Genomic DNA, 20,975 nt, shown 5'->3' on the forward strand with positions numbered 1-20,975 from the left:
GTGCGGGTATCGATCCGGTCACGATCCGTCCCCGGGAGCGGTCCGGCCGGCTCCGCAGCGCGGCTCCGTACGATCAGGTGGTGAACGGCAAGACCTACCGGGTCCGCACGTACGGCTGCCAGATGAACGTGCACGACTCCGAGCGACTGTCCGGGCTCCTCGAGCAGGCCGGCTACACCGCCGCCGTCGAGGGCTCCGACGCCGACGTCGTCGTGCTCAACACCTGCGCCGTCCGGGAGAACGCGGACAACCGGCTCTACGGCAACCTCGGCCACCTGCGGCCGGTCAAGGACGCCCACCCCGGCATGCAGATCGCCGTCGGCGGCTGCCTGGCGCAGAAGGACCGCGGCGAGATCGTCCGGCGCGCGCCCTGGGTGGACGTCGTCTTCGGCACCCACAACGTCGGCTCGCTGCCGGCGCTGCTGGAGCGGGCCCGGCACAACGAGGAGGCCCAGGTCGAGATCGCCGAGTCGCTCGAGGTCTTCCCCTCGACGCTGCCGGCCAAGCGCGACTCCGCCCACTCCGGCTGGGTCTCGATCAGCGTGGGGTGCAACAACACCTGCACGTTCTGCATCGTCCCGGCGCTGCGCGGCAAGGAGAAGGACCGCCGTCCGGGCGAGATCCTGGCCGAGGTGCAGGCGCTGGTCGACCAGGGCGTGCTCGAGGTGACGCTGCTCGGGCAGAACGTGAACGCCTACGGCGTGGAGTTCCGCGACCGCGGCGCCTTCGCCGACCTGCTGCGGGCCACCGGCGCGATCGAGGGCCTGGAGCGGGTCCGCTTCACCAGCCCGCACCCGCGGGAGTTCACCGACGACGTCATCGACGCCATGGCGGAGACGCCCGCGGTCTGCCACCAGCTGCACATGCCGCTGCAGAGCGGGTCGGACGACGTGCTGCGCCGGATGCGCCGCGGCTACCGGCAGGAGCGCTACCTCGGCATCATCGACCGGGTCCGCGCGGCCATGCCGGACGCGGCGATCACCACCGACGTCATCGTCGGCTTCCCCGGCGAGACCGAGGCGGACTTCGAGCAGACCCTCGAGGTCGTCCGCCAGGCCCGGTTCGCCAGCGCCTTCACCTTCCAGTACTCCAAGCGCCCCGGCACGCCGGCGGCCGAGATGGCCGACCAGCTGCCCAAGGAGGTCGTGCAGGAGCGCTACATGCGCCTCACCGCCCTGCAGGACGACGTCAGCTGGTCGGAGAACAAGGCGCTGGTGGGCACCCGCGTCGAGCTGCTGGTCGCCGCGGGGGAGGGCGACAAGGACGCCGCCCGCGGGCGGATGAGCGGCCGGGCCCGCGACGGCCGGCTGGTGCACTTCACGGCAGCGGACGGCGTCCGGCCCGGCGACGTGGTCGAGACCGTCGTCACCGAGGGCAAGCCGCACTTCCTGGTCGCGGACGGCGCGCTGCTCTCGCACCGGCGCACCCGGGCCGGCGACGCCGCCGAGGCAGGCACCCGGCCGACCACGCCCGGCGTCTCGCTGGGCATGCCCACGATCGGCGTCCCCGCCCCGCTCCCGGTCGCCGCCCCCGCCTGCGGCTGACACGTCAGGCAGAGGAAGCTCTGCACCCGGTTCCGCGCGGCAGACCGGGTGCAGAGCTTCCTTTGCCTGAGGTGGCTCAGGGCTTGAGCAGCACCTTGGTCCAACCGTCCTCGCGGCGGTCGAACTTGTCGTAGCCCTCGACTGCCTGGTCGAGGCCCAGCTCGTGGCTGACGATCCACGACGGGTGGGCCCGGCCGGCGACGATGAGGTCGCGCAGCTGCCGGTTGTAGCGCTTCACCGGAGCCTGCCCGGTGCCCATGGACTGGCCCTTGGTGAAGAACGTCCCGTACTGCCACGGGATCCGGCCCTCCTTGGCCAGGTCCGACGACGCCCCGGGGTCGGAGGGCATGTAGACGCCGACGACGCCGATGCCGCCGGTCGAGCGCACCACCTGCGCCAGGTTGTCCAGCACCAGCTCGGGGTGCTCCTCGCCGGTGTGGTCGTGCGCCTGGTAGCCGACCGCCTCCACGCCGCGGTCGACGCCACGGCCACCGGTCGCGTCCAGGATCTGCTGCACGGGGTCGCCGGCGGAGAAGTCCACCGGGGTGGCGCCGTACTTCTCGGCCAGGGCCAGCCGGTCGGTCTCCTTGTCGACCAGGAAGACCTGGGAGGCGCCGCGGATCATCGCGCTGTGCGCGGCCATCAGGCCGACCGGCCCGCCGCCGAAGACCGCCACCCGGTCGCCGACCTGGAAGCCGGAGAGCTCCACGCCGTGCCAGCCGGTCGGGAAGACGTCGGACAGCATGGTGAAGTCGTTCTCGTGCTCGGTGCCCGCCGGCAGCTCGAGCAGGTTCACGTCGGCCCACGGCACCCGCAGGAACTCCGCCTGCCCGCCGTCGTAGGGACCCATGTTGGCGTAGCCGTACGCCGCGCCGTCCATCCCCTCGGTGGGGTTGGCCCGCAGGCAGAACGACGTCCACCCGGTCTCGCAGTTGCGGCAGGTGCCGCAGGCGATGTTGAACGGCACGGAGACCCGGTCGCCGACCTCGATCCGGTCGACGCCGTCGCCGACGGCCTCGACGATGCCCATGTTCTCGTGGCCGAGCACCTTGCCCTCCTCGACGGAGGTGCGGCCCTCGTACATGTGCAGGTCCGACCCGCAGATGTTGGTGGTGGTCAACCGGATGATCGCGTCGGTCGGTGCCTGGATCGTGGGGTCGGGGCGCTCCTCGACGGCGACCTGCTTCGGGCCCTGGTAGACGACGGCCTTCATGGTCAGCTCCTCTGCTCGACGGATGTGGTGACCGGCGCACCGGTCACAGCCGTCAGTTGCCCTACCCGACCAGTTGTGCGCTACACGACCGGGACGACGAAGGGCCCCCGTCCGGCTGGACGGGGGCCCTTCGTGCGGCTGCCTCAGCGGCGGGTGGCGGCCTTCTCGGCCTCGGCGAGCCACTCGCGGCGGGTGGCCAGGTTGGCCTCGGCCTCGCTGACCCGCTTGGCGTTGCCCGACGCCTGGGCCTTGGCCAGCTGGTCCTCGGCCTTGGTGACGGCGGCGCGCATCGAGGCCAGCAGCGGGTTCTCCGGCTGCACCCGCGGCCGGGAGGCCTCGCCGGCGCCGCGGAACTTCTCCTCGACCGCGCGCATCCGGTCCTCCAGCTCGCGCATCACGCCGCGGGGCACGTGGCCGATGGCGTCGTAGCGCTCCAGGAGCTTGCGCAGCTGGTTCTGCGCGCCGCGGTTGGCCGGGTCGAGCTGCTCGGCCTCGGCCAGCAGCTCCTCCTTCTGCCGCTGGTTGGCCTCCTGCTCGCTGTTGCGGACCTTGTCGGAGGCGGTGCGGGCGGCGAAGAAGACGTCCTGGGCGGCCCGGAACTTCTTCCACAGGTCGTCGTCGGTGTCCCGGCCGGTGCGCGGGACGGCCTTCCAGCGGTCCATGAGCGAGCGCATGGCGGCGCTGGTCGGACCCCACTCGGTCGACGTCGACAGCCGCTCGGCCTCGGCGATGAGCTCCTGCTTCTGCGCCCGGGCCTCGCCGCGCTGCTTGTCCAGCTCGGCGAAGTGCTGCCCGCGGCGGCGGCCGAAGGCGTCGCGGGCAGCGGCGAACCGGTGCCACAGCGCCTCGTCGGTCTTGCGGTCGATCCCCTTGATCGTCCGCCACTCCTCGACGATGGCCTTCAGCCGGTCGCCGGCGGCCTTCCACTGGTTGGACTCCGCGGCGATCTGCTCGGCCTCGGCGGCGAGCGCCTCCTTGCGGGCGACCTGGACGGCCCGCTGCTCGGCGCGCTTGGCCCGGTTCGCGGCGACCGCGGTCTCGGCCATGCTGCTGATGGCCCGCGCCCGGTCGGCCAGGTGGTCCAGGTCGCCGACGGCCGCGGCGGTGAGGATCTGCTCGGCCAGCTCGTCGGCCTTGGTCTTGATCTCGTTGGGGTTGCCGGTGTGGGCGGCCAGCCGTGCCTCGAGCAGCGACACCTCGGTGGCCAGGTCGTCGTAGCGGCGGCCGAAGTGGGCCAGCCCCTCGGCGGGCTCGCCGGCCTGCCACGAGCCGACGGCCCGCTCACCGGCGGTCGTCCGCACGTAGACGGTGCCCTCCTCGTCGACCCGGCCCCACTCGGTGGGGTCGCTCGCCGGGACCGGCGGCAGCGCGGGCTCGGCCGGCGCCGTCGGGGTGGCGGCCTCGGCGTGGGTCCCGGCCGGGGCCTCCTCGACGGCAGCCGAACCAGCGGCGTCCGGGCCGGCGGCGTCCGGCGTCGCGGCCTGGGGGCCCTCGTCGACCGGCGCCACCGCAGTGGGCCCGGTCGGCTCCGGCGTCACCTCCCCGGCAGCCGGGACGTCGGTCCCGGCGGGTTCGCCGGACGAGGTGGCCGCCTCGTCGGTGGTGGGCTCTGCAGGATCCGGGACGACGGCGTCCGGGGTGGCGGCCAGCGGGCCCTCGTCGACCGGGGCGACCTCGGTGATCGCGGTCTCCTCGACGGCGGGGGTGGGCTGCTGCGTCCGGTCCGCGGTGTTCTCCGTGCTCGACACGCCAGGGAGTCTCCCACGATCCATCGGCGACACTCCCTGGCGTGAGCCAACCCGATCCGGTGACGGTCGCCTTCTGCCCGCAGCCGCCGCTCCTGGTGCCCGCCGTGTCCGGTGCGAGCACCCCCGCGCTCGCCCTCCTGCGGGCCGCGGTGAGCGCCGCCGTGCAGGCCCTGCTGGCGGCGCAGCCGGAGGTGGTCGTCGTCGTCGGCAGCGGGGTCGCCCCCGGCGTCCGGTTCGGTCCCGGGGACGCCGGCGACCTGCACGGCCACGGCGTCGACCTGCCCGTTCCCTTCTCCGGCGGCGTCCGTCCGGGCGGCCGGGCGCTGCCGCTGGCGCACACCCTCGGCGCCTGGGTGCTGGAGCGCGAGGGGCACACCGGTGCCCGGCTGGGAGTGGGTCCGGCCGACCTGGCCGCCGCCCTCGCCGACGTCGACGGTCCCGTCGGGGTGCTCGCGATGGGCGACGGCTCGGCGCGGCGCAGCCCGAAGGCGCCCGGCGCGCTGGACCCGGCCGCGGCCCCGTTCGACGCCGCGGTCGCCACCGCGCTGGCCGCCGGGGACGCGGCGGCGCTCGCCGGCCTGGACGCGGCCGAGGGGGAGCGCCTGCTGGCCGCGGGCGTGCCGGTGTGGCGGGCCGTCGGCGGCGCGCTGGCGGGCCGGGCGGTCCAGGCGCGGCTGCACCACGACGACGCCCCGTTCGGCGTGGGCTACCTGGTCGCCGACTGGACCGCCCGGTGAGCGCCGTCCTCCCGGTGGTCGCCGTCGTCGGTCCGACCGCGACCGGCAAGACGGCGCTGGCGGTCGAGCTGGCGCACCGGCTGGCCGGGCAGCTGCCCGCCGAGGTGGTCAACGCCGACTCGATGCAGCTCTACCGCGGCATGGACGTCGGCACCGCCAAGCCCACCCAGGCCGAGCGCGGCGGCGTGCCGCACCACCTGCTGGACCTGTGGCACGTCCGGGAGCCCGCGTCCGTAGCCGAGTACCGGCTGCGGGCCCGCGCCGAGATCGACCGGCTGCGCGCGGCCGGGGTGCTGCCGCTGCTGGTCGGCGGCTCGGGGTTGTACGTGCGCGCCGTCCTCGACGAGCTGGACTTCCCGGGCACCGACGCCGCGCTGCGCGCCCGCCTGGAGGCCGAGCTCGCCGAGGTGGGGTCCGGGGCGCTGCACGCCCGGCTGGCCGGGCTGGACCCCGACGCGGCCGCGGCGATCCTGCCCAGCAACGGACGGCGCCTGGTGCGCGCGCTGGAGGTGGTCGAGCTGACCGGCAAGCCGTTCACCGCCCGGCTGCCCGCCCCGCGCCCGCACTACCCGGCGCTGACCGTCGGGCTGGACCGGGTGCCCGACGAGCTCGACGAGCGGGTCGCGGTGCGGGTCGACCGGATGTGGGCGGCCGGCTTCGTCGACGAGGTGGCGGCGCTGGCCGCCGACGGGCTGCGCGAGGGGCCGACCTCCTCCCGCGCGCTGGGCTACGCCCAGGTGCTGCGGCAGTTCGACGGCGAGCTGACCGCGGAGCAGGCCCGCGAGCAGACGGTGACCACCACCCGCCGGTTCGTCCGCCGCCAGCGGTCGTGGTTCCGCCGCGATCCCGCCACCACCTGGTTCGACGCCGCTGCCCCCGACCTGGCCAGCCGGGTCGCCGAGGAGGTGCACCGGGCGCTGGACGCCGCGGGCGGCACCGGCGGCGACCGTACGATCGGGCGGTGATCGACAGCGGTTCGACCGGAGCGCAGGGCCCGCGGGTCCTGCTCGGGCACGGCACCGAGAACGACTTCGTCGTCCTGCCCGACCCGGACGGCGACGTGTGGCCGGAGCAGCGGCTGGACCCGGCGCTGGTGCGGCGGCTGTGCGACCGCCGCGCGGGGCTCGGCGGCGACGGCGTGCTGCGCGTCGTCCGCAGCGTCCACGTGCCGGACGCGGCCGCCGTCCTCGGGGAGGCGCTGCCCTCCTGCGAGTGGTTCATGGACCACCGCAACGCCGACGGCTCGCACGCGGAGATGTGCGGCAACGGCATCCGGCTGTTCCTGCACGTGCTGCTCGCCGAGGGCCTGCTGGACCGGGCCACCGCCGAGGCGGGCGTGCTGGTCGGCACCCGCGGCGGCCCGCGCCGCGTCGGCGCCCGCGCGGAGGGCGGCTACTGGGTGGACATGGGGCCGGCCCGCCCGCTCGGCCGCAGCAGCGCCCGGTTGCCCGGGCACGAGCTGCCGGGGCTGGGCGTGTCGATGGGCAACCCGCACCTGGCCTGCCTCACCGACGTCTCGGTCGACTGCCTCGACCTGCGCGAGCTGCCCCGGGTCGACCCGGCGGTGTTCCCCGAGGGCGTGAACGTCGAGGTGGTCAACGTGCTGTCGGCGGAGGACGCGCCCACCGGCGCGCACGCCCACATCCGGCTGCGCGTCTACGAGCGGGGCGTGGGGGAGACCCGCTCGTGCGGCACCGGCGCCTGCGCGGCCGCCTACGCGGCGCTCGTCGCCGGGGACCGGACCACCGGCACGGTCGCGGTCGACGTGCCGGGCGGCCGGCTGACGGTGGAGCTCGACGGGACGACGACGGTGCTGTCCGGCCCGGCCGTCGTCGTCGCCGCCGGCACGCTCACCGGGGAGTGGCTGGGCGCCTGACCCCCGGACGGCTCACGGCTTCGCCGCGCCGCCCGCGGCCGCGTCGTTGTCGCCGGGGGCGTCCCCGTCGTCGCCGCGCGGCTCGCCACGGCCGGTGTCCTGGTCAGGACCACCGAGCGGGTTGCGGGGCGGGTTGAGGCCCTTCGGGTCGGCGCCCGGGTCGTCGATCTCGTCGCGGTTGAGGCTCATGCGCTGCGGCCTACCCGCGGCCCGGCGGCCGGGAAACGGTCAGTCCCGCGCGGGGGCCACGTCGGCCGCCTGCTGCACGCCGTCCAGCTCGTCGGGCAGCTCGCGCATGCCGAGCAACGGGCTCGCGGTGACCCACAGCGCCGCCAGTCCCTGCCCGGCGACGGCGACCCACAGCGCCGGCGCCAGGCCGAGCGTGCTGCCCAGCACCCCGCCGAGCAGCCCGCCCACCGGCATCGTGCCGAACACCAGGAACCGCACCGAGGCGTTCATCCGGCCCAGCAGCGCCGGCGGGCACAGCCGCTGCCGGAAGCTGACCTGCGTGACGTTGTAGGCGACGATGCACCAGCTGGTGCCGAACTGGCCGACCACGAGCAGCACCGCGGGCGCGCCGAGCGCGGCCAGCGGCACCAGTGCCGCGAAGGGCACGACCGCCAGCACCGACAGGGGGATCGCCCGGCCCTCGCCGACCCACCGGGCGAACCGGGCGGCGGTGGCCGCGCCGACCAGCCCGCCCGCGGCGCCGGCCGACAGCACCAGGCCGAGCGTCGACTCCGACAGCCCCAGCTCGCGCAGCGCGAACAGCACCAGCAGCGTCGAGGTGATCGACCCGAACAGGTTCGCCGTCCCGGTGCACGCCACGATCCGGCGCAGCAGCGGGTGCCGGACGACGAACGACAGGCCCTCGGCGATCTCGGTGCGCAGCGGCCGCCGGACGGCCCGGTCGGGGACAACGTCCGGGCGCCGGATGCCGGCCAGGAACGCGGCGGACGCCAGGAAGCTGACCGCGTCGGCCAGCAGCAGCCACGGCGCCCCGAGCACCCGCAGCAGCACACCGCCCACGCCCGGCCCGGCCACCTGCGCCACCGCACGGCTGGCCTCGAGCTTGCCGTTGCCGTCGACGATCTGGTCCCGGTCGACCAGTGCGGGCAGGTAGCTCTGGTAGGCGACGTCGAAGAAGACCGTCGCGGTGCCGGTGGCCGCGGCCACGACGAACAGCTGGCCGAGGGTGAGCACGTCCAGCGCCCAGGCGACCGGGATGGAGGCCAGCACCCCCGCGCGCACGAGGTCGGCGATCACCAGCACGCGCTTGCGCCGCCAGCGGTCCACCCAGGCGCCGGCCGGCAGCCCGATCAGCAGGAACGCCGCGGTCTCCAGCGCGGTGAGCACGCCCATCTCCATGGGCGAGGCCGCCAGCACGCCGACCGCCAGCACCGGCAGGGCCAGCTGGGTGACCTGGGTACCGACCTGGCTGACCGTCTCGGCGGCCCACAGGTGCCCGAAGTCGCGGTGCCGCCAGAGGCTGCGGGAGGAGCTCACGCGGGCAGCGTGGTCCAGTGATTGGGGAGTGTCAATCACTAGGTTCTAGGCTGGGCCCGTGTCGCAGTACGAGGGTCCCCGGCGGCCGGCCACCGACGCCGAGGCGAGGGCGCTGGCGTCCGCCGTCCGGCTGCGGATCCTCCGGCTGTGCCTGGACCGGGCGCTGACCAACAAGGAGCTCGCCGCCGCGCTGGGCCGCAACCCGGCCACCGTGCTGCACCACGTGCGCACGCTCGTGGACACCGGGTTCCTGGCCGCGGAGGAGGAGCGGCGCGGCACCCGAGGCGCCCGGGAGGTGCCCTACCGGGCGACCGGCAAGAGCTGGCTGATGGACGACGCCGGCGGCCCCGGCCCCTCCCGCGACCCGGCGCTGGCCGCCTTCCGGGAGGAGGTGGCCGCGGTCGGGGAGGACCAGCTGGCCAGCACCCGGCTGGCGCTGCGGCTGCCGGCCCCCGACCTGGCCGAGTTCCGGGACCGGCTGCACGCGCTGCTCGAGGAGTTCCGGGTGCGCCCGCCGGGCCCGGAGCCGGAGCGGTGGTCGCTGTACGTGGGGATGCATCCGGAGCCGCCCGGTGTTGTACCGGGCGATGACGACACAGTCGATGACGACAACTCACTCGCCCCGCACCCAGGGGCATGTCACGCTGGACCCGATGACCACCGCACAGAACCGGGCCGTTCTGGCTGACGCGCAGGCGCGCGCCGACAAGGCCGCAGCCTCCCGGCCCGCCCCCGCCGGGCAGTTCGACGAGGTCGACGACACGACCGGCTCCTACCTGCTGGAGGAGCGCGGGTCGCTCCGCCGCGTCGCCGGGCTGTCCACCGAGCTCGCCGACATCACCGAGGTCGAGTACCGCCAGCTGCGCCTGGAGCGCGTCGTGCTGGTCGGGGTCTGGACCGAGGGGACGGCGGCCGACGCGCAGCGCTCGCTCGCCGAGCTCGCCGCCCTGGCCGAGACGGCCGGGTCGACCGTGCTCGAGGCGCTCGTGCAGCGCCGCGACAAGCCCGACGCCGCGACGTACGTCGGATCCGGCAAGGCCGCCGAGATCCGCGACATCGTCGCCGCGACGGGCGCCGACACCGCGATCTTCGACGGTGAGCTGACCCCCGGCCAGCTCAACCAGTTGGAGAAGATCCTCAAGGTCAAGGTGGTCGACCGGACCGCGCTGATCCTCGACATCTTCGCCCAGCACGCCACCAGCCGGGAGGGCAAGGCGCAGGTCGAGCTCGCCCAGATGCAGTACATGATCCCGCGGCTGCGCGGCTGGGGTGAGTCGATGAGCCGGCAGGCCGGTGGTCGTGTCGCCGGCGGTGGCGGCATCGGCACCCGTGGTCCCGGTGAGACCAAGATCGAGACCGACCGGCGGCGGATCCGCGCGCGGATGAGCAAGCTGCGCAAGGAGATCGCCGGCATGGCGACCGCCCGGGCCACCCAGCGCTCGGGCCGCGACCGCAACGCCGTCCCGAGCGTGGCGATCGCCGGCTACACCAACGCCGGCAAGTCCAGCCTGCTCAACCGGCTCACCGACGCCGGCGTGCTGGTGCAGGACGCGCTGTTCGCCACCCTGGACCCGACGGTCCGCCGGGCGCGGACGACGGAGGGCCGCGAGTACACGATGACCGACACGGTCGGCTTCGTCCGGCACCTGCCGCACCAGCTGGTCGACGCGTTCCGGTCGACGCTGGAGGAGGTCGCCGCGGCGGACCTGCTGCTGCACGTGGTCGACGGCTCCGACCCCGACCCGCTGGGCCAGATCGACGCGGTGCACACCGTGCTCGGTGAGATCGACGCCAGCGCGGTGCCCGAGCTCATCGTCGTCAACAAGGTCGACGCGATGAGCGAGGAGGACGTGCTCGCGCTGCGCCAGGCGCTGCCCGGCGCGGCCTGGGTCTCGGCCCGCACCGGCGAGGGGATCGAGGCGCTGCGCGACGTCGTCGCCGCCCGGCTGCCGCACCCGCACGTCGACGTCGAGGTGCTCGTGCCCTACGACCGGGGCGACCTGGTCGCCCGGGTGCACCGGGACGGCGAGGTGCTCGACGAGCAGCACGAGGCCGCCGGCACCCGGCTGGTCGCGCGGGTCGACGCCGGCCTGGCCGCCGCGTTGACCTCGTTCACCGTGCCGGTCGCCTGACCGCGACCTGCCTGCGCCCGGAGGGGCGGCGACCACCCGGTCGCCGCCCCTCCGGCGTGTTCGGCACCTGTTCGGCCTCCGTTCGGGTGCCCCCGCCGCCGGCAGGGTCACGGGCAGGTCACGGTCCCGGTACCGTTCCCCTGTGACCAGCGGCGCGGTGCGGCGGGCGGTGGAGCCCGCCGGGGAGGTGCCGGCGTCCCGCCCGCACCCGGTGATCGGGGTCGGGCGGCCGCCGTGGTGGTTGCTCGTCCTCGCGGCCCTCGTCACCGCGGGCGTGACCCTGGACCTGCTGGGCCGGGGCCGGCTGGAGCGGATGGACCTGCGGGTCTCCGAGATCGTCGACGACTGGGGCCTGCGGCACTCGGCGGTCTATCCCGTGTTCTGGGTGTTCACCCAGGCCGGTGGCCGCGGCTTCATCCTCGCGGTGCTCGCCGGGCTGGTCGGCTGGCTGGCCTGGCGCCGCCGGACGCTGCTGCCGCTGGTGCGGGTCGTGGTCGCACTGGCCCTCCTCACCGCCGTGGTCTACGCGTTCAAGTGGGGGATGGGCCGCACCGCGCCCCGCTACCCGGGCTCGTTCTTCCACCTGGGCGGCGAGAGCTACCCCTCCGGGCACGTGGCCAACGCGGTGCTCATGTGGGGCGTCGCGCGCTGGCAGGCGGTGCAGTTCGAGCTGCCCGGCCGGGTGCAGCGGATCGCCTGGGTGCTCAGCGTGGTCGGACCGGCGGTCGCGGGCGTGGCGATGGTGGTGCTCGACTTCCACTGGGTCACCGACGCCGTGGTGGGGGCCGCCGTCGGCATCCTGCTGCTGGGCGTGGTGCATGCACTGGACGACGTGCTGCTGTCACGCTGGGTACGTGCGCGCGCAGGCCGCCCTCCCGAGTGACCCTGCCGGCCGGCGTCCGCGCGCCGTCCGGCGGCTGCGTCCTGCCGTCCTGCTGAGCGCGCCGCTGGCGCTCGCCGGTGCCGTGCTGCCGCTGGGGCCTGCCGCTGCGGAGAGCGCCGCCGCCTACGGCGCCCCGACCACCCGGTGCGAGATCACCGACGACCGGCTGGCCGAGCTGTCCGGTCTGGCCGGTGCCGGCAGTGCCCTGCTCGCCATGGACGACGGCGGCGACCGGGTCGAGGTGTACGTGCTCGACGAGCGGTGCCAGGTGGCCGAGGTGAGGACCGGCGAGGTGGACCCCTACGACCCCGAGGACATGGCGCTCGCCGCCGACGGCACGGTGTGGATCGAGGACGCCGGGGACAACCGGGCACAGCGCGCGACGGTCGCCATGATCGCGCTGCACCCCGACGGCACGACCGCGGTCACCCGGATGACCTACCCCGACGGTCCGCACGACGCCGAGGCCCTGCTGCTCGCTCCTGACGGCACGCCGTACCTGGTGACCAAGGAGGTGCTCGGCGCCAGCTCGGTCTACCGGCCCGACGCCCCGCTCACCGACGGCGCCACCGTGCCGATGAGCAAGGTCGCCGACCTCGGGTTCACCCTCACCGGCACGCCCGGCGGCCCGGTGGGCCGCGCCGGACAGCTGCTGGTGACCGGCGGCGCGGTCTCCGCCGACGGGGCGCTCATCGCGCTGCGCACGTACACCGACGCCTACGTCTGGCCGCTGGAGGGCTCGGACGTCGCCGGCGCACTGCAGGGCACCCCGACCCGGGTGGCGCTGCCGGACTCGCCGCAGGGTGAGGCGATCACCTTCGGGGAGAACAACCGCGACCTGGTGGTCTCCAGCGAGGGGCTGCCGGCCGCGGTGACCGTGCTGCCGGCGCAGGCGCCGATCGCCCCGCCGGCGGGGCAGTCGGCGGCGGCGAAGGGCGCGGCCGCGGAGAGCCCGTCCTCGGACCCGGCCCCGTGGGTGCCGGCCGCGGTCATCGCCGCGGTGCTCGCCGCGGTGGTGGTCTGGGCGGGGAGCCGCCTCCGTCGCCGGAGGACGGCCGCTCCGGAGCCCTGACCCTCGCGGGTCTCCGCTCCGGGGCCCGCGCCGAACGGGCGCGGGCCCCCGCGACGGGATCCGTCGTCAGACGCGGCGGAGGACGGTGACGACCCGGCCGAGCACGGTCGCGTCGTCACCGGGGATCGGCTCGTAGGCCGGGTTGTGCGGCATGAGCCAGACGTGGCCGTCGCGCCGCTTGTAGGTCTTCACGGTGGCCTCGCCGTCGATCATCGCCGCGACGATCTCGCCGTTCTCCGCGGTGGGCTGCTGCCGCACCACGACCCAGTCGCCGTCGCAGATCGCCGCCTCGACCATCGAGTCCCCGGTGACCTTGAGCATGAACAGCGTGCCCTCGCCGACCAGCTCTCGGGGGAGCGGGAAGACGTCCTCGACCGCCTGCTCGGCGAGCACCGGCCCGCCGGCGGCGATCCGCCCGACCAGCGGCACGTAGGTGGGCGCGGGGGCCTGCGCCTCGTCGACCCCGGAGGTCGGGCTGCCGGCGGCGAGCGCCGTGGGGGACGCCTCGGCGGCACCGGAACCGTCACCGGGCATCCGGACGTCGAGCGCCCGGGGGCGGTTGGGGTCGCGACGCAGCCAGCCCTTGCGCTGCAGCACCGACAGCTGGTGGGCGACCGAGGAGGCCGAGGACAGGCCGACGGCCTCGCCGATCTCCCGGACCGAGGGCGGGTAGCCCCGGCGCTCGATCGAGTCGCGGATGACCTCGAGCACCCGGCGCTGCCGCTGGGTGAGCCCGTCGCCGGCCTCGCCGCGGTCGGGGAACTCGCGCACCGCAGCGCCCGCGGTGGTGGCTTCGCCCTCAGGCTGGGACGCCGCGCGTCGGCGTGAGGTGCCGCCTGGGGTCCGGCTGTCGACGGCCATGTCTCCTCCTCGCCGGTTGCGGGCCCCCGCAACCACGTGTCCCCGGGCCCGTCGGCCGGCCCCGGGTCCTGCTCGCCGCTCCGGTCGCCGCCCGTGCCACGGCCTGACGGGAGCGGAGCCCGACGCGAGCGGCCGCGGGCGGGGGCGCCCGGGTGTCGAGGTCACGGTAGCGGTCCCGGCCCGATCGTTCAAACACACGTTCGAAGACGTTGCCGTGTCGGGGGTGTTTTTGTCGGCGGCCTGCGGTAGACATCGCACAGACGTTCGATTCGAACAGGCGTTCGACTTCCGGGTCGGTTCGGTCCGCTGACCGGCCGGTCGGAGGGGCGTCCTGAGACGAGCAGGAACCCGGCACCCAGCCGAGACGAGGAGTACGTGCGATGGCCACCGTGCAGCACCGCGTGCAGCAGACCGCGACGAGCCCGGCCGACGGCCGCACCCTCCGGCCGTCGGTGGTCGGGCGCCCCGGGGCGGGTGCCGGCCGCGGTCCGCAGCCGGTGGGCCCGGCCGGTCGCCGCGGCGCCGCCCGTCCGGGCCGGCGTCGCGTCGGCGCCGACGCGGTGCCGGGCGGGCGTGCGGTCCGCGGGGGGCGCCGCCCGGTCGTCGCCGGCGCGCCGGGGGAGTGGGCCGTCGGTGCGCCCGCGCCGCTGCGGCTGACCCGGCGGGGTCGGCGCGTGCTCGGCACGTTGCTGGTCGTCATCGGCCTGGCGATCGCCGCCGTGGCCGCGGGCATGCTGCTGGGCGAGGGCGACGGCGGGCTCCGCCTGGCCGGCTCCGCCACCGTCGTCGTGGAGCCGGGCGACACGTTGTGGTCGATCGCCGGCGACGTCGCCCCGCACGAGGAGCGCCGCTCGGTGGTCGACGCGATCGCCGGCCTCAACCACCTGACCGGCGGTCAGGTGCAGGCCGGTCAGGTCCTCCGCCTGCCCTGACCCCGGTCGCTCGACCACCGGGCGTGCCACCACCGCCCGGGAACCCCACCCGCCGCTCCGGTCCGCCCCCTGCGGTCGGCGTCGCGTGCTCGCCTGTCGTTCTCCGAGTGCGTGTGCGAGTCCTGCCGAGCGGGGCCCTGACGGCTCGTCAGCACCTGCCTGTTGCGGCGCGACGGGTGGGGCCGGTGGGGGCCCGCGGGTCGGTCGTGCACCAGTGGAACAGGACACGCCGCGTCGGGCTTGCACCCTCTATGGGGGTTCGCTTACGGTTCCACCACAACATCTAGTGCTTACACGGCTGTAAGACATCCACACCCGCTCCACACGTTCTCCCCGCCGCATCCACCGGATGTCCCCGGGGCAGTCCACAGGAGCGGTCCGCCGGCCCACCGTCGTCCGCCCTCCCCGGGGTCCTCGGCAGGCGGGCGCGACACCCTGACGAGAGGAGCTCGGCGTGCGCTGCCCCTTCTGCCACAACCCGGACAGCCGCGTCGTCGACTCCCGGGAGATCGACGACGGCGCCACCACACGCCGGCGCCGGTCGTGCCCCGGCTGCGGCCGCCGGTTCACCACGGTCGAGGAGGCCGTGCTCGCCGTCGTCAAGCGCAGCGGGGTGACCGAGCCGTTCAACCGCTCCAAGGTGGTGGCCGGCGTGCGCCGCGCCTGCCAGGGCCGGCCGGTCGAGGAGGACCAGCTCCAGCAGCTGGCCCAGCAGGTCGAGGACGCCATCCGGGCCAGCGGCGCCGCCGAGGTGCCCGCCCACGAGGTCGGGCTGGCGATCCTGCGGCCGCTGCGCGAGCTCGACGAGGTCGCCTACCTGCGCTTCGCGAGCGTCTACCGCGCCTTCGACTCCATCGAGGACTTCGAGAAGGAGATCAGCGAGCTGCGGGCCCGGCACCTCACCGCCGGCACCCCGCCGCTGCCGGGCATGCAGCCCGACGTGCCGGCCCCGCGCCGGCGGGGAGGGGGGCGGAACCCGTCCGCCTCCGGAGGCAGCGCCGCCTCCCCCTGATCCGCAGCACCAGCACGCCAGCACCGCAGAACTGTCAGCACCACCCGCTACACCAGTCAGGCACACCCACCGCGGCGCTTCCCCCGCTGCAGCCCACGAGGGAGATCCACCACTCATGACCGAGACCGAAGACCGTCTCACCGCCACCCGTGCGCGTCGCGGCGGCAAGGCGCCTGCCCGGGGGAAGGGCCTGAAGGTCAAGCGCGTCTTCACGACCGCCGGGGTGCACCCGTACGACGAGGTCGTCTGGGAGCGCCGCGACGTCGTCATGACCAACTGGCGGGACGGCTCGATCAACTTCGAGCAGCGCGGTGTGGAGTTCCCCGCCGAGTGGAGCATCAACGCCACCAACATCGTCACCACGAAGTACTTCCGTGGCGCGGTCGGCACCCCGCAGCGCGAGACCAGCCTGCGGCAGCTCATCGACCGGGTGGTGCTCACCTACGGCGAGGCCGGGCGCGAGAACGGCTACTTCGCCTCCGAGGGCGACGCCGAGGTGTTCGAGCAGGAGCTGACCTGGATGCTGCTGCACCAGTACTTCAGCTTCAACTCGCCCGTCTGGTTCAACGTCGGCACCGCGTCGCCGCAGCAGGTCAGCGCCTGCTTCATCCTCGCCGTCGACGACTCGATGGACTCGATCCTGAACTGGTACCGCGAAGAGGGCCTGATCTTCAAGGGCGGCTCGGGCGCCGGCCTGAACCTCTCCCGCATCCGCTCCTCCAAGGAGCTGCTCCGCGGCTCCGGTGGCACCGCCTCCGGCCCGGTCTCCTTCATGCGCGGTGCCGACGCCTCCGCCGGGACCATCAAGTCCGGTGGCGCCACCCGCCGCGCGGCCAAGATGGTCGTCCTCGACATCGACCACCCGGACATCGAGGAGTTCATCGAGACCAAGGCGCGCGAGGAGAACAAGATCCGCGCGCTGCGCGACGCCGGGTTCGACATGGACCTGGGCGGCAAGGACATCACCAGCGTCCAGTACCAGAACGCCAACAACTCGGTCCGCGTGAACGACGAGTTCATGCGCGCGGTCGAGGAGGGCACCGAGTTCGGCCTGCGCGCCCGCCTCGACGGCTCGGTGATCGAGACCGTCGACGCCCGTGAGCTGTTCCGCAAGGTCACCCAGGCCGCCTGGGAGTGCGCCGACCCGGGCATCCAGTACGACGACACGATCAACGACTGGCACACGAACCCCGAGACCGGGCGGATCAACGCGTCCAACCCTTGCTCGGAGTACATGAGCCTGGACAACAGCTCGTGCAACCTGGCGTCGCTGAACCTCATGAAGTTCCTCAAGGACGACGGCCGGTTCGACGCCAAGAACTTCGTGAAGGCCGTCGAGCTGGTCATCACCGCGATGGACATCTCGATCTGCTTCGCCGACTTCCCGACCGACCCGATCGGCGACACCACCCGCGCCTACCGGCAGCTGGGCATCGGCTACGCCAACCTCGGCGCCCTGCTGATGGCCACCGGCCACGCCTACGACTCGCGGGGCGGCCAGACGCTGGCCGCGGCGATCACCTCGCTGATGACCGGCACCGCCTACCGGCGCTCCGCCGAGCTGGCCGGCATCGTCGGCGCCTACGAGGGCTTCGCCCGCAACGCCGACGCCCACGCCCGGGTCATGCGCAAGCACGCCGCCGCCAACGACGCCGTCCGCCCGGTCGGCGCCGACGACGCCGACGTGCTCAAGGCCGCCACCGAGCAGTGGCAGCTGGGCCTGGAGATCGGCGCGGAGAACGGCTGGCGCAACGCGCAGGCCTCCGTGCTGGCCCCCACCGGGACCATCGGCTTCATGATGGACTGCGACACGACCGGCATCGAGCCGGACTTCTCGCTGGTCAAGTTCAAGAAGCTGGTCGGCGGCGGCTCCATGCAGATCGTCAACCAGACCGTGCCGCGCGCGCTCCGCAGCCTGGGCTACCAGGAGGAGCAGATCGAGGCGATCGTCGAGTACATCGCCGAGCACGGCCACGTGGTCGACGCCCCGAGCCTGCGTCCCGAGCACTACGAGGTCTTCGACTGCGCCATGGGCGAGCGGGCCATCTCCCCGATGGGCCACGTCCGGATGATGGCCGCGGTGCAGCCGTTCATCTCCGGCGCGATCTCCAAGACGGTCAACATGCCGGAGACGGCGACCGTCGAAGAGGTCGAGGACATCTACTTCCAGGGCTGGAAGATGGGCATCAAGGCGCTGGCCATCTACCGCGACAACTGCAAGGTCGGCCAGCCGCTGTCCGACGCCAAGGCCAAGAAGGCCGAGGCCCCGGTCGAGACCGCGATCGCCGAGGCGGCTCCCGCCCTGGCGCACCCGGTGCGCAAGCGGCTGCCGAAGAAGCGCACGAGCATGACCACCTCGTTCAGCGTCGCCGGTGCCGAGGGCTACATGACCGCCGGCATGTACGAGGACGGCAGCCTCGGTGAGGTCTTCCTGAAGCTCGGCAAGCAGGGCTCGACCCTGGCCGGTGTCATGGACGCCTTCTCGATCGGCATCTCGATCGCGCTGCAGCACGGTGTGCCGCTGGAGACCTACATCCAGAAGTTCACCAACATGCGCTTCGAGCCGGCCGGCATGACCGACGACCCGGACATCCGGATCGCCCAGTCGGTGATGGACTACATCTTCCGTCGCCTGGCGCTCGACCACCTGCCCGTCGACACCCGCGCGACCCTCGGCATCTTCAGCGCCGAGGAGCGGGCGGCCCAGGTCGCGGGCAGCTACGGCACCTCGGCCAACACCGCCGAGGTCGTCGAGGACGACGAGGTGGACGTCGAGGCGCTGCGCGGCTCGGTGCCCACCGAGGCGCCGGCCGAGGCCCCGAAGGCCGTCGAGAAGGAGTCGCCGAAGCAGGCGATCAAGGAGGCCCACTCCTCGGCCGAGCTGCTGGAGCTGGTGACCGGCACCGCGACCGACGCGCCGCTGTGCATGACCTGCGGCACGAAGATGCGCCCCGCCGGCAGCTGCTACGTCTGCGAGGGCTGCGGCTCCACCAGCGGCTGCAGCTGATGCCGACGCCCGTCGGGACGTCAGGGCGGACATCGCCCGACGTCCCGGCGGGCCCGGCGGTCCCTCAGCCGGCTCGCCGCTGACACCCCGCACCGGACCGACCACCGTCGCCCCGGCCGCTCGTTGCGGCCGGGGCGACGCTGCGTTTCCCGGGTGCGGTCCTCGAGCCGAGAGCTCCGAGCGGTTCGCGGCGAGGCTCCCCTACGGTGTCGCGATGACCCGGGCACTGGACGAGGGGCCGTTCTTCCACGGCACGAAGGCCGACCTCCGGGTCGACGACCTGCTCACCGCGGGGTTCCGGTCGAACTACCGCCCCGAGGTCGTGATGAACCACGTCTACTTCACCGCGCTGCGCGACGGCGCCGGCCTCGCTGCGGAGCTCGCCCGCGGCGACGGTGAGCCGCGGGTGTACGAGGTCGAGCCGACCGGGCCCTACGAGGACGACCCGAACGTGACCGACAAGAAGTTCCCCGGCAACCCCACCAGGTCCTACCGCAGCGCCGCACCGCTCCGGGTCGTCCGCGAGGTGACCGACTGGACCCGGTTGACGCCGGAGGCGCTGCAGACCTGGCGGGACCGGCTGTCCGCGCTCCGGGCGGACCAGCGGGGCGAGATCATCAACTGACGGCCGGTGCCGACCGGACGGCCGGCGGCGGACAGGCCGAGGGCCCTCTCGACGGATCGAGAGGGCCCCCGGGTGGAGCGGTCGTTCAGTGCCGGAGCGGCTCACGCACCGCCGCAGCCGATGTCGATCCCGGAGACACCCTCACCGAGCAGGGCGACCCCGCAGGAGTTGCCGGAGAAGTTGATGCCCGGACCGGGCACCGGGGTCGGGACCACGTTGCCGTCCGCGTCGGTGAACACGGTCCCCGGCGGGAAGCCGACCAGGACGTCCAGCGGCGCGAAGAACGGCTCGGCGGGCCCAGGCCCGTCGGTGTCCACCGAGGTGGTGTTGCCGTCGATGGTGTTCTTGACGACCGAGACGTTCTCCACCGGACCAGCGGCGTTCGGCTGGTCGGTGTTGAACAGCGGCAGGGTGAGCAGGAGCAGCCCGGCGGCCGGGAAGTCCAGCGTCCGGGCCGGCGGCGTCGGACCGTTGTCGGTGATCGTGTTGCCCTTGATCAGCACCGAGTCCATGTTCACCACGGCCACGCCGGTGCCGGAGACCGCCAGCTGGCCCTCCACCTGGCCGATGCCGGCCAGGCAGAACCGGTGGTTGTCACGGACCGTGTTGCCCACGACCCGCCAGTCGCCGGCCGGGATCGTCGAGGGCGCGACCACCGGGACCTCGGTGTTGCCGTCGTCGAACATGTTGATGCCGACGCAGTTGTTGGTCACGGTGTTGCCGACCAGCTTCCCCGTCCGCGACTCGCGGACGAAGATGCCCAGGTTCCAGCCGTCGGACGAGTTGCGGGCGACGTAGGAGTTCGCCGTGGGGGAGTCCGACACCGAGATCCCGGCGGTCCCGCTGCTGCCGCTGGTGCCCTCCTGCTGGATGCCGCGGTCGAGGCCCTGCTCGACGTTGTCGGTGATCCGGCTGTTGGTCGTGTTGCTGACCAGGATCCCGTACCGGTCGTGCGCGACGCCCTTCGTGTGGGAGACCTGGACGTCGCGGGCGGTCTCCACGACGATGCCGTTCGCCGGGTGGTTGACCGTCTGCAGGCCGGTCACGGTGACCGGGCTGTCCGGGTTGAAGAAGAACAGCGCCGAGACGTCGTCGGAGAGGCTCTGCTGCAGCGCGTCACCCTCGGCGGTGTCGGTGCTCTCGGGATCGTGCCGCGCCCACTCCGTCCAGCAGGCGTTGCCCGCCGCCGGGGCCGGCGCCTGGTCCTCGACGACCGTCCAGTCGGGCCAGGTGATCCGGGTCTTGTCGGCCCCGGCGCCCGTGATGGTCAGGCCCTTGCCGTTGATGCACACGGCCTGGTTCTCGTAGGTCCCCTCGAGCAGCTGGATGGTGTCGCCGCTGCGGGCCTGGTCGACCGCCGCCTGGATCGACTGCCCGGGCTCGACGACCCAGGTGTGCCCGCCGCGCCAGTGTGCGGACGCGACGCCCGCGGGCAGGACCGCGAGCAGCAGCGCGAGCACGCTGAGCACCGAGAGCCTGCGTCCCATCGCGGCACGCGCTCCCGGCCTCTCCGAGTGGTGCATGGTGGCCTCCTCTTCCGGCACTGGCCACGCCCGCTTCCTCGCGGGCGCGGAGGTGTGCGACGGGTGAGCCCCGCCTGTGCGTTGTCTGGCTGATCCGGGCTCACCTTCGCGGCGCTCCCGGGCGGCGTGAACGGCCCGGGAGTCGGGACTTGTTGCCCGTCGCAAGTCGCAGCTCCGACCTGAGGAGGGGGTCCCTGCCCCTCGAGGCGCGTTCCGCGCCGGACCGGCGGGTGTGCCACCCGCCCCAGGTCGCCGTCCGTTGGTGCGGCCCGGTCGCCGCCGTGGCAGGGCGGCGGCGGGAGAC

18 protein-coding genes are annotated in these 20,975 nt (G+C 74.1%); 12 read left to right on the plus strand and 6 right to left on the minus strand.

Annotation, left to right across the window (positions count from 1 at the left end):
- Window positions 1-77: 77 nt before the first annotated feature.
- Entirely contained in the window at window positions 78-1,544 is a 1,467-nt protein-coding gene (gene miaB, locus AB0J00_RS19285) for a tRNA (N6-isopentenyl adenosine(37)-C2)-methylthiotransferase MiaB (RefSeq protein ID WP_357747897.1), read from the plus strand.
- A gap of 76 nt (window positions 1,545-1,620) precedes the next feature.
- Here miaB and AB0J00_RS19290 read toward each other — a convergent pair whose 3' ends face one another.
- Both AB0J00_RS19290 and AB0J00_RS19295 read right to left on the minus strand, forming a co-directional pair.
- On the minus strand, window positions 1,621-2,757 hold the full coding sequence (locus AB0J00_RS19290; protein WP_357747900.1) for a glutathione-independent formaldehyde dehydrogenase: 1,137 nt from the start codon (window positions 2,755-2,757) through the stop codon (window positions 1,621-1,623).
- 143 nt (window positions 2,758-2,900) lie between these two features.
- Entirely contained in the window at window positions 2,901-4,505 is a 1,605-nt protein-coding gene (locus tag AB0J00_RS19295; RefSeq protein WP_357747902.1) for a DUF349 domain-containing protein, read from the minus strand.
- A 41-nt stretch (window positions 4,506-4,546) separates the two neighbouring features.
- Here AB0J00_RS19295 and AB0J00_RS19300 point away from each other — a divergent pair, with 41 nt between their 5' ends.
- From AB0J00_RS19300 to dapF, 3 genes are read left to right on the plus strand one after another with little or no spacing between them, the layout of a single operon-like run.
- Entirely contained in the window at window positions 4,547-5,242 is a 696-nt protein-coding gene (locus AB0J00_RS19300; RefSeq protein ID WP_357747904.1) for a hypothetical protein, read from the plus strand.
- Window positions 5,239-6,207 carry a tRNA (adenosine(37)-N6)-dimethylallyltransferase MiaA gene (gene miaA, locus AB0J00_RS19305; RefSeq protein WP_357747907.1) on the plus strand — a complete coding sequence of 323 codons (969 nt, stop codon included), beginning with the start codon at window positions 5,239-5,241 and terminating at the stop codon, window positions 6,205-6,207. The genes AB0J00_RS19300 and miaA overlap by 4 nt, the downstream gene beginning before the upstream one ends.
- Window positions 6,204-7,118: a diaminopimelate epimerase gene (gene dapF / locus AB0J00_RS19310; protein WP_357747909.1), complete on the plus strand. Its 915-nt coding sequence runs from the start codon at window positions 6,204-6,206 to the stop codon at window positions 7,116-7,118. The genes miaA and dapF overlap by 4 nt, the downstream gene beginning before the upstream one ends.
- A 12-nt stretch (window positions 7,119-7,130) precedes the next feature.
- Here dapF and AB0J00_RS19315 read toward each other — a convergent pair whose 3' ends face one another.
- Together AB0J00_RS19315 and AB0J00_RS19320 are read right to left on the minus strand one after the other, a co-directional pair.
- The gene (locus tag AB0J00_RS19315) at window positions 7,131-7,307 is read right to left on the minus strand and encodes a hypothetical protein (protein WP_357747911.1); all 177 of its coding nucleotides are present in this window, start codon (window positions 7,305-7,307) and stop codon (window positions 7,131-7,133) included.
- Window positions 7,308-7,346: 39 nt separating this feature from the next.
- Complete coding sequence (locus AB0J00_RS19320; RefSeq protein ID WP_357747914.1) at window positions 7,347-8,624, minus strand: MFS transporter; 1,278 nt, start codon at window positions 8,622-8,624, stop codon at window positions 7,347-7,349.
- Between the two features lie 58 nt (window positions 8,625-8,682).
- Between AB0J00_RS19320 and AB0J00_RS19325 the strand changes: the two genes are divergently transcribed.
- The 4 genes from AB0J00_RS19325 to AB0J00_RS19340 all read left to right on the plus strand — a co-directional run bounded on the left by AB0J00_RS19325 (window position 8,683) and on the right by AB0J00_RS19340 (window position 12,711).
- Window positions 8,683-9,312, plus strand: a complete 630-nt coding sequence (locus tag AB0J00_RS19325) for a winged helix-turn-helix domain-containing protein (protein WP_357747916.1) — start codon at window positions 8,683-8,685, stop codon at window positions 9,310-9,312.
- The gene (gene hflX, locus AB0J00_RS19330) at window positions 9,278-10,756 is read left to right on the plus strand and encodes a GTPase HflX (RefSeq protein WP_357747919.1); all 1,479 of its coding nucleotides are present in this window, start codon (window positions 9,278-9,280) and stop codon (window positions 10,754-10,756) included. Before AB0J00_RS19325 ends, hflX begins: the two co-directional genes overlap by 35 nt.
- A gap of 142 nt (window positions 10,757-10,898) precedes the next feature.
- Window positions 10,899-11,639: a phosphatase PAP2 family protein gene (locus tag AB0J00_RS19335; RefSeq protein WP_357747920.1), complete on the plus strand. Its 741-nt coding sequence runs from the start codon at window positions 10,899-10,901 to the stop codon at window positions 11,637-11,639.
- Window positions 11,611-12,711, plus strand: a complete 1,101-nt coding sequence (locus AB0J00_RS19340; protein WP_357747922.1) for a hypothetical protein — start codon at window positions 11,611-11,613, stop codon at window positions 12,709-12,711. The genes AB0J00_RS19335 and AB0J00_RS19340 overlap by 29 nt, the downstream gene beginning before the upstream one ends.
- Window positions 12,712-12,777: 66 nt before the next feature.
- Here the strand turns inward: AB0J00_RS19340 and lexA are convergent, their stop codons facing one another.
- Window positions 12,778-13,482: a transcriptional repressor LexA gene (gene lexA, locus AB0J00_RS19345; RefSeq protein WP_357747925.1), complete on the minus strand. Its 705-nt coding sequence runs from the start codon at window positions 13,480-13,482 to the stop codon at window positions 12,778-12,780.
- Window positions 13,483-13,952: 470 nt separating this feature from the next.
- Between lexA and AB0J00_RS19350 the strand changes: the two genes are divergently transcribed.
- The 4 genes from AB0J00_RS19350 to arr all read left to right on the plus strand — a co-directional run bounded on the left by AB0J00_RS19350 (window position 13,953) and on the right by arr (window position 19,148).
- Window positions 13,953-14,504: a LysM peptidoglycan-binding domain-containing protein gene (locus AB0J00_RS19350; protein WP_357747928.1), complete on the plus strand. Its 552-nt coding sequence runs from the start codon at window positions 13,953-13,955 to the stop codon at window positions 14,502-14,504.
- 454 nt (window positions 14,505-14,958) lie between these two features.
- Window positions 14,959-15,516 carry a transcriptional regulator NrdR gene (gene nrdR, locus AB0J00_RS19355; RefSeq protein WP_357747931.1) on the plus strand — a complete coding sequence of 186 codons (558 nt, stop codon included), beginning with the start codon at window positions 14,959-14,961 and terminating at the stop codon, window positions 15,514-15,516.
- Window positions 15,517-15,631: 115 nt separating this feature from the next.
- The gene (locus AB0J00_RS19360) at window positions 15,632-18,523 is read left to right on the plus strand and encodes a vitamin B12-dependent ribonucleotide reductase (protein ID WP_357747934.1); all 2,892 of its coding nucleotides are present in this window, start codon (window positions 15,632-15,634) and stop codon (window positions 18,521-18,523) included.
- A 214-nt stretch (window positions 18,524-18,737) separates the two neighbouring features.
- Complete coding sequence (arr, locus tag AB0J00_RS19365; RefSeq protein ID WP_357747937.1) at window positions 18,738-19,148, plus strand: NAD(+)--rifampin ADP-ribosyltransferase; 411 nt, start codon at window positions 18,738-18,740, stop codon at window positions 19,146-19,148.
- 101 nt (window positions 19,149-19,249) lie between these two features.
- Here arr and AB0J00_RS19370 read toward each other — a convergent pair whose 3' ends face one another.
- Complete coding sequence (locus tag AB0J00_RS19370; RefSeq protein WP_357747940.1) at window positions 19,250-20,635, minus strand: NosD domain-containing protein; 1,386 nt, start codon at window positions 20,633-20,635, stop codon at window positions 19,250-19,252.
- Window positions 20,636-20,975: the final 340 nt, after the last annotated feature.

The organism is Modestobacter sp. NPDC049651, assembly GCF_040659695.1.
In the GTDB taxonomy this organism is placed as follows: Bacteria; Actinomycetota; Actinomycetes; order Mycobacteriales; family Geodermatophilaceae; genus Modestobacter.

Coding starts and splice junctions, on each gene's coding strand:
- arr (WP_357747937.1), top strand. CDS start 18,738: ATGACCCGGGCACTGGACGAGGGGCCGTTCTTCCACGGCACGAAGGCC.
- AB0J00_RS19350 (WP_357747928.1), top strand. CDS start 13,953: ATGGCCACCGTGCAGCACCGCGTGCAGCAGACCGCGACGAGCCCGGCC.
- hflX (WP_357747919.1), top strand. CDS start 9,278: ATGACCACCGCACAGAACCGGGCCGTTCTGGCTGACGCGCAGGCGCGC.
- AB0J00_RS19360 (WP_357747934.1), top strand. CDS start 15,632: ATGACCGAGACCGAAGACCGTCTCACCGCCACCCGTGCGCGTCGCGGC.
- AB0J00_RS19370 (WP_357747940.1), bottom strand. CDS start 20,635: ATGGGACGCAGGCTCTCGGTGCTCAGCGTGCTCGCGCTGCTGCTCGCG.
- AB0J00_RS19315 (WP_357747911.1), bottom strand. CDS start 7,307: ATGAGCCTCAACCGCGACGAGATCGACGACCCGGGCGCCGACCCGAAG.
- AB0J00_RS19290 (WP_357747900.1), bottom strand. CDS start 2,757: ATGAAGGCCGTCGTCTACCAGGGCCCGAAGCAGGTCGCCGTCGAGGAG.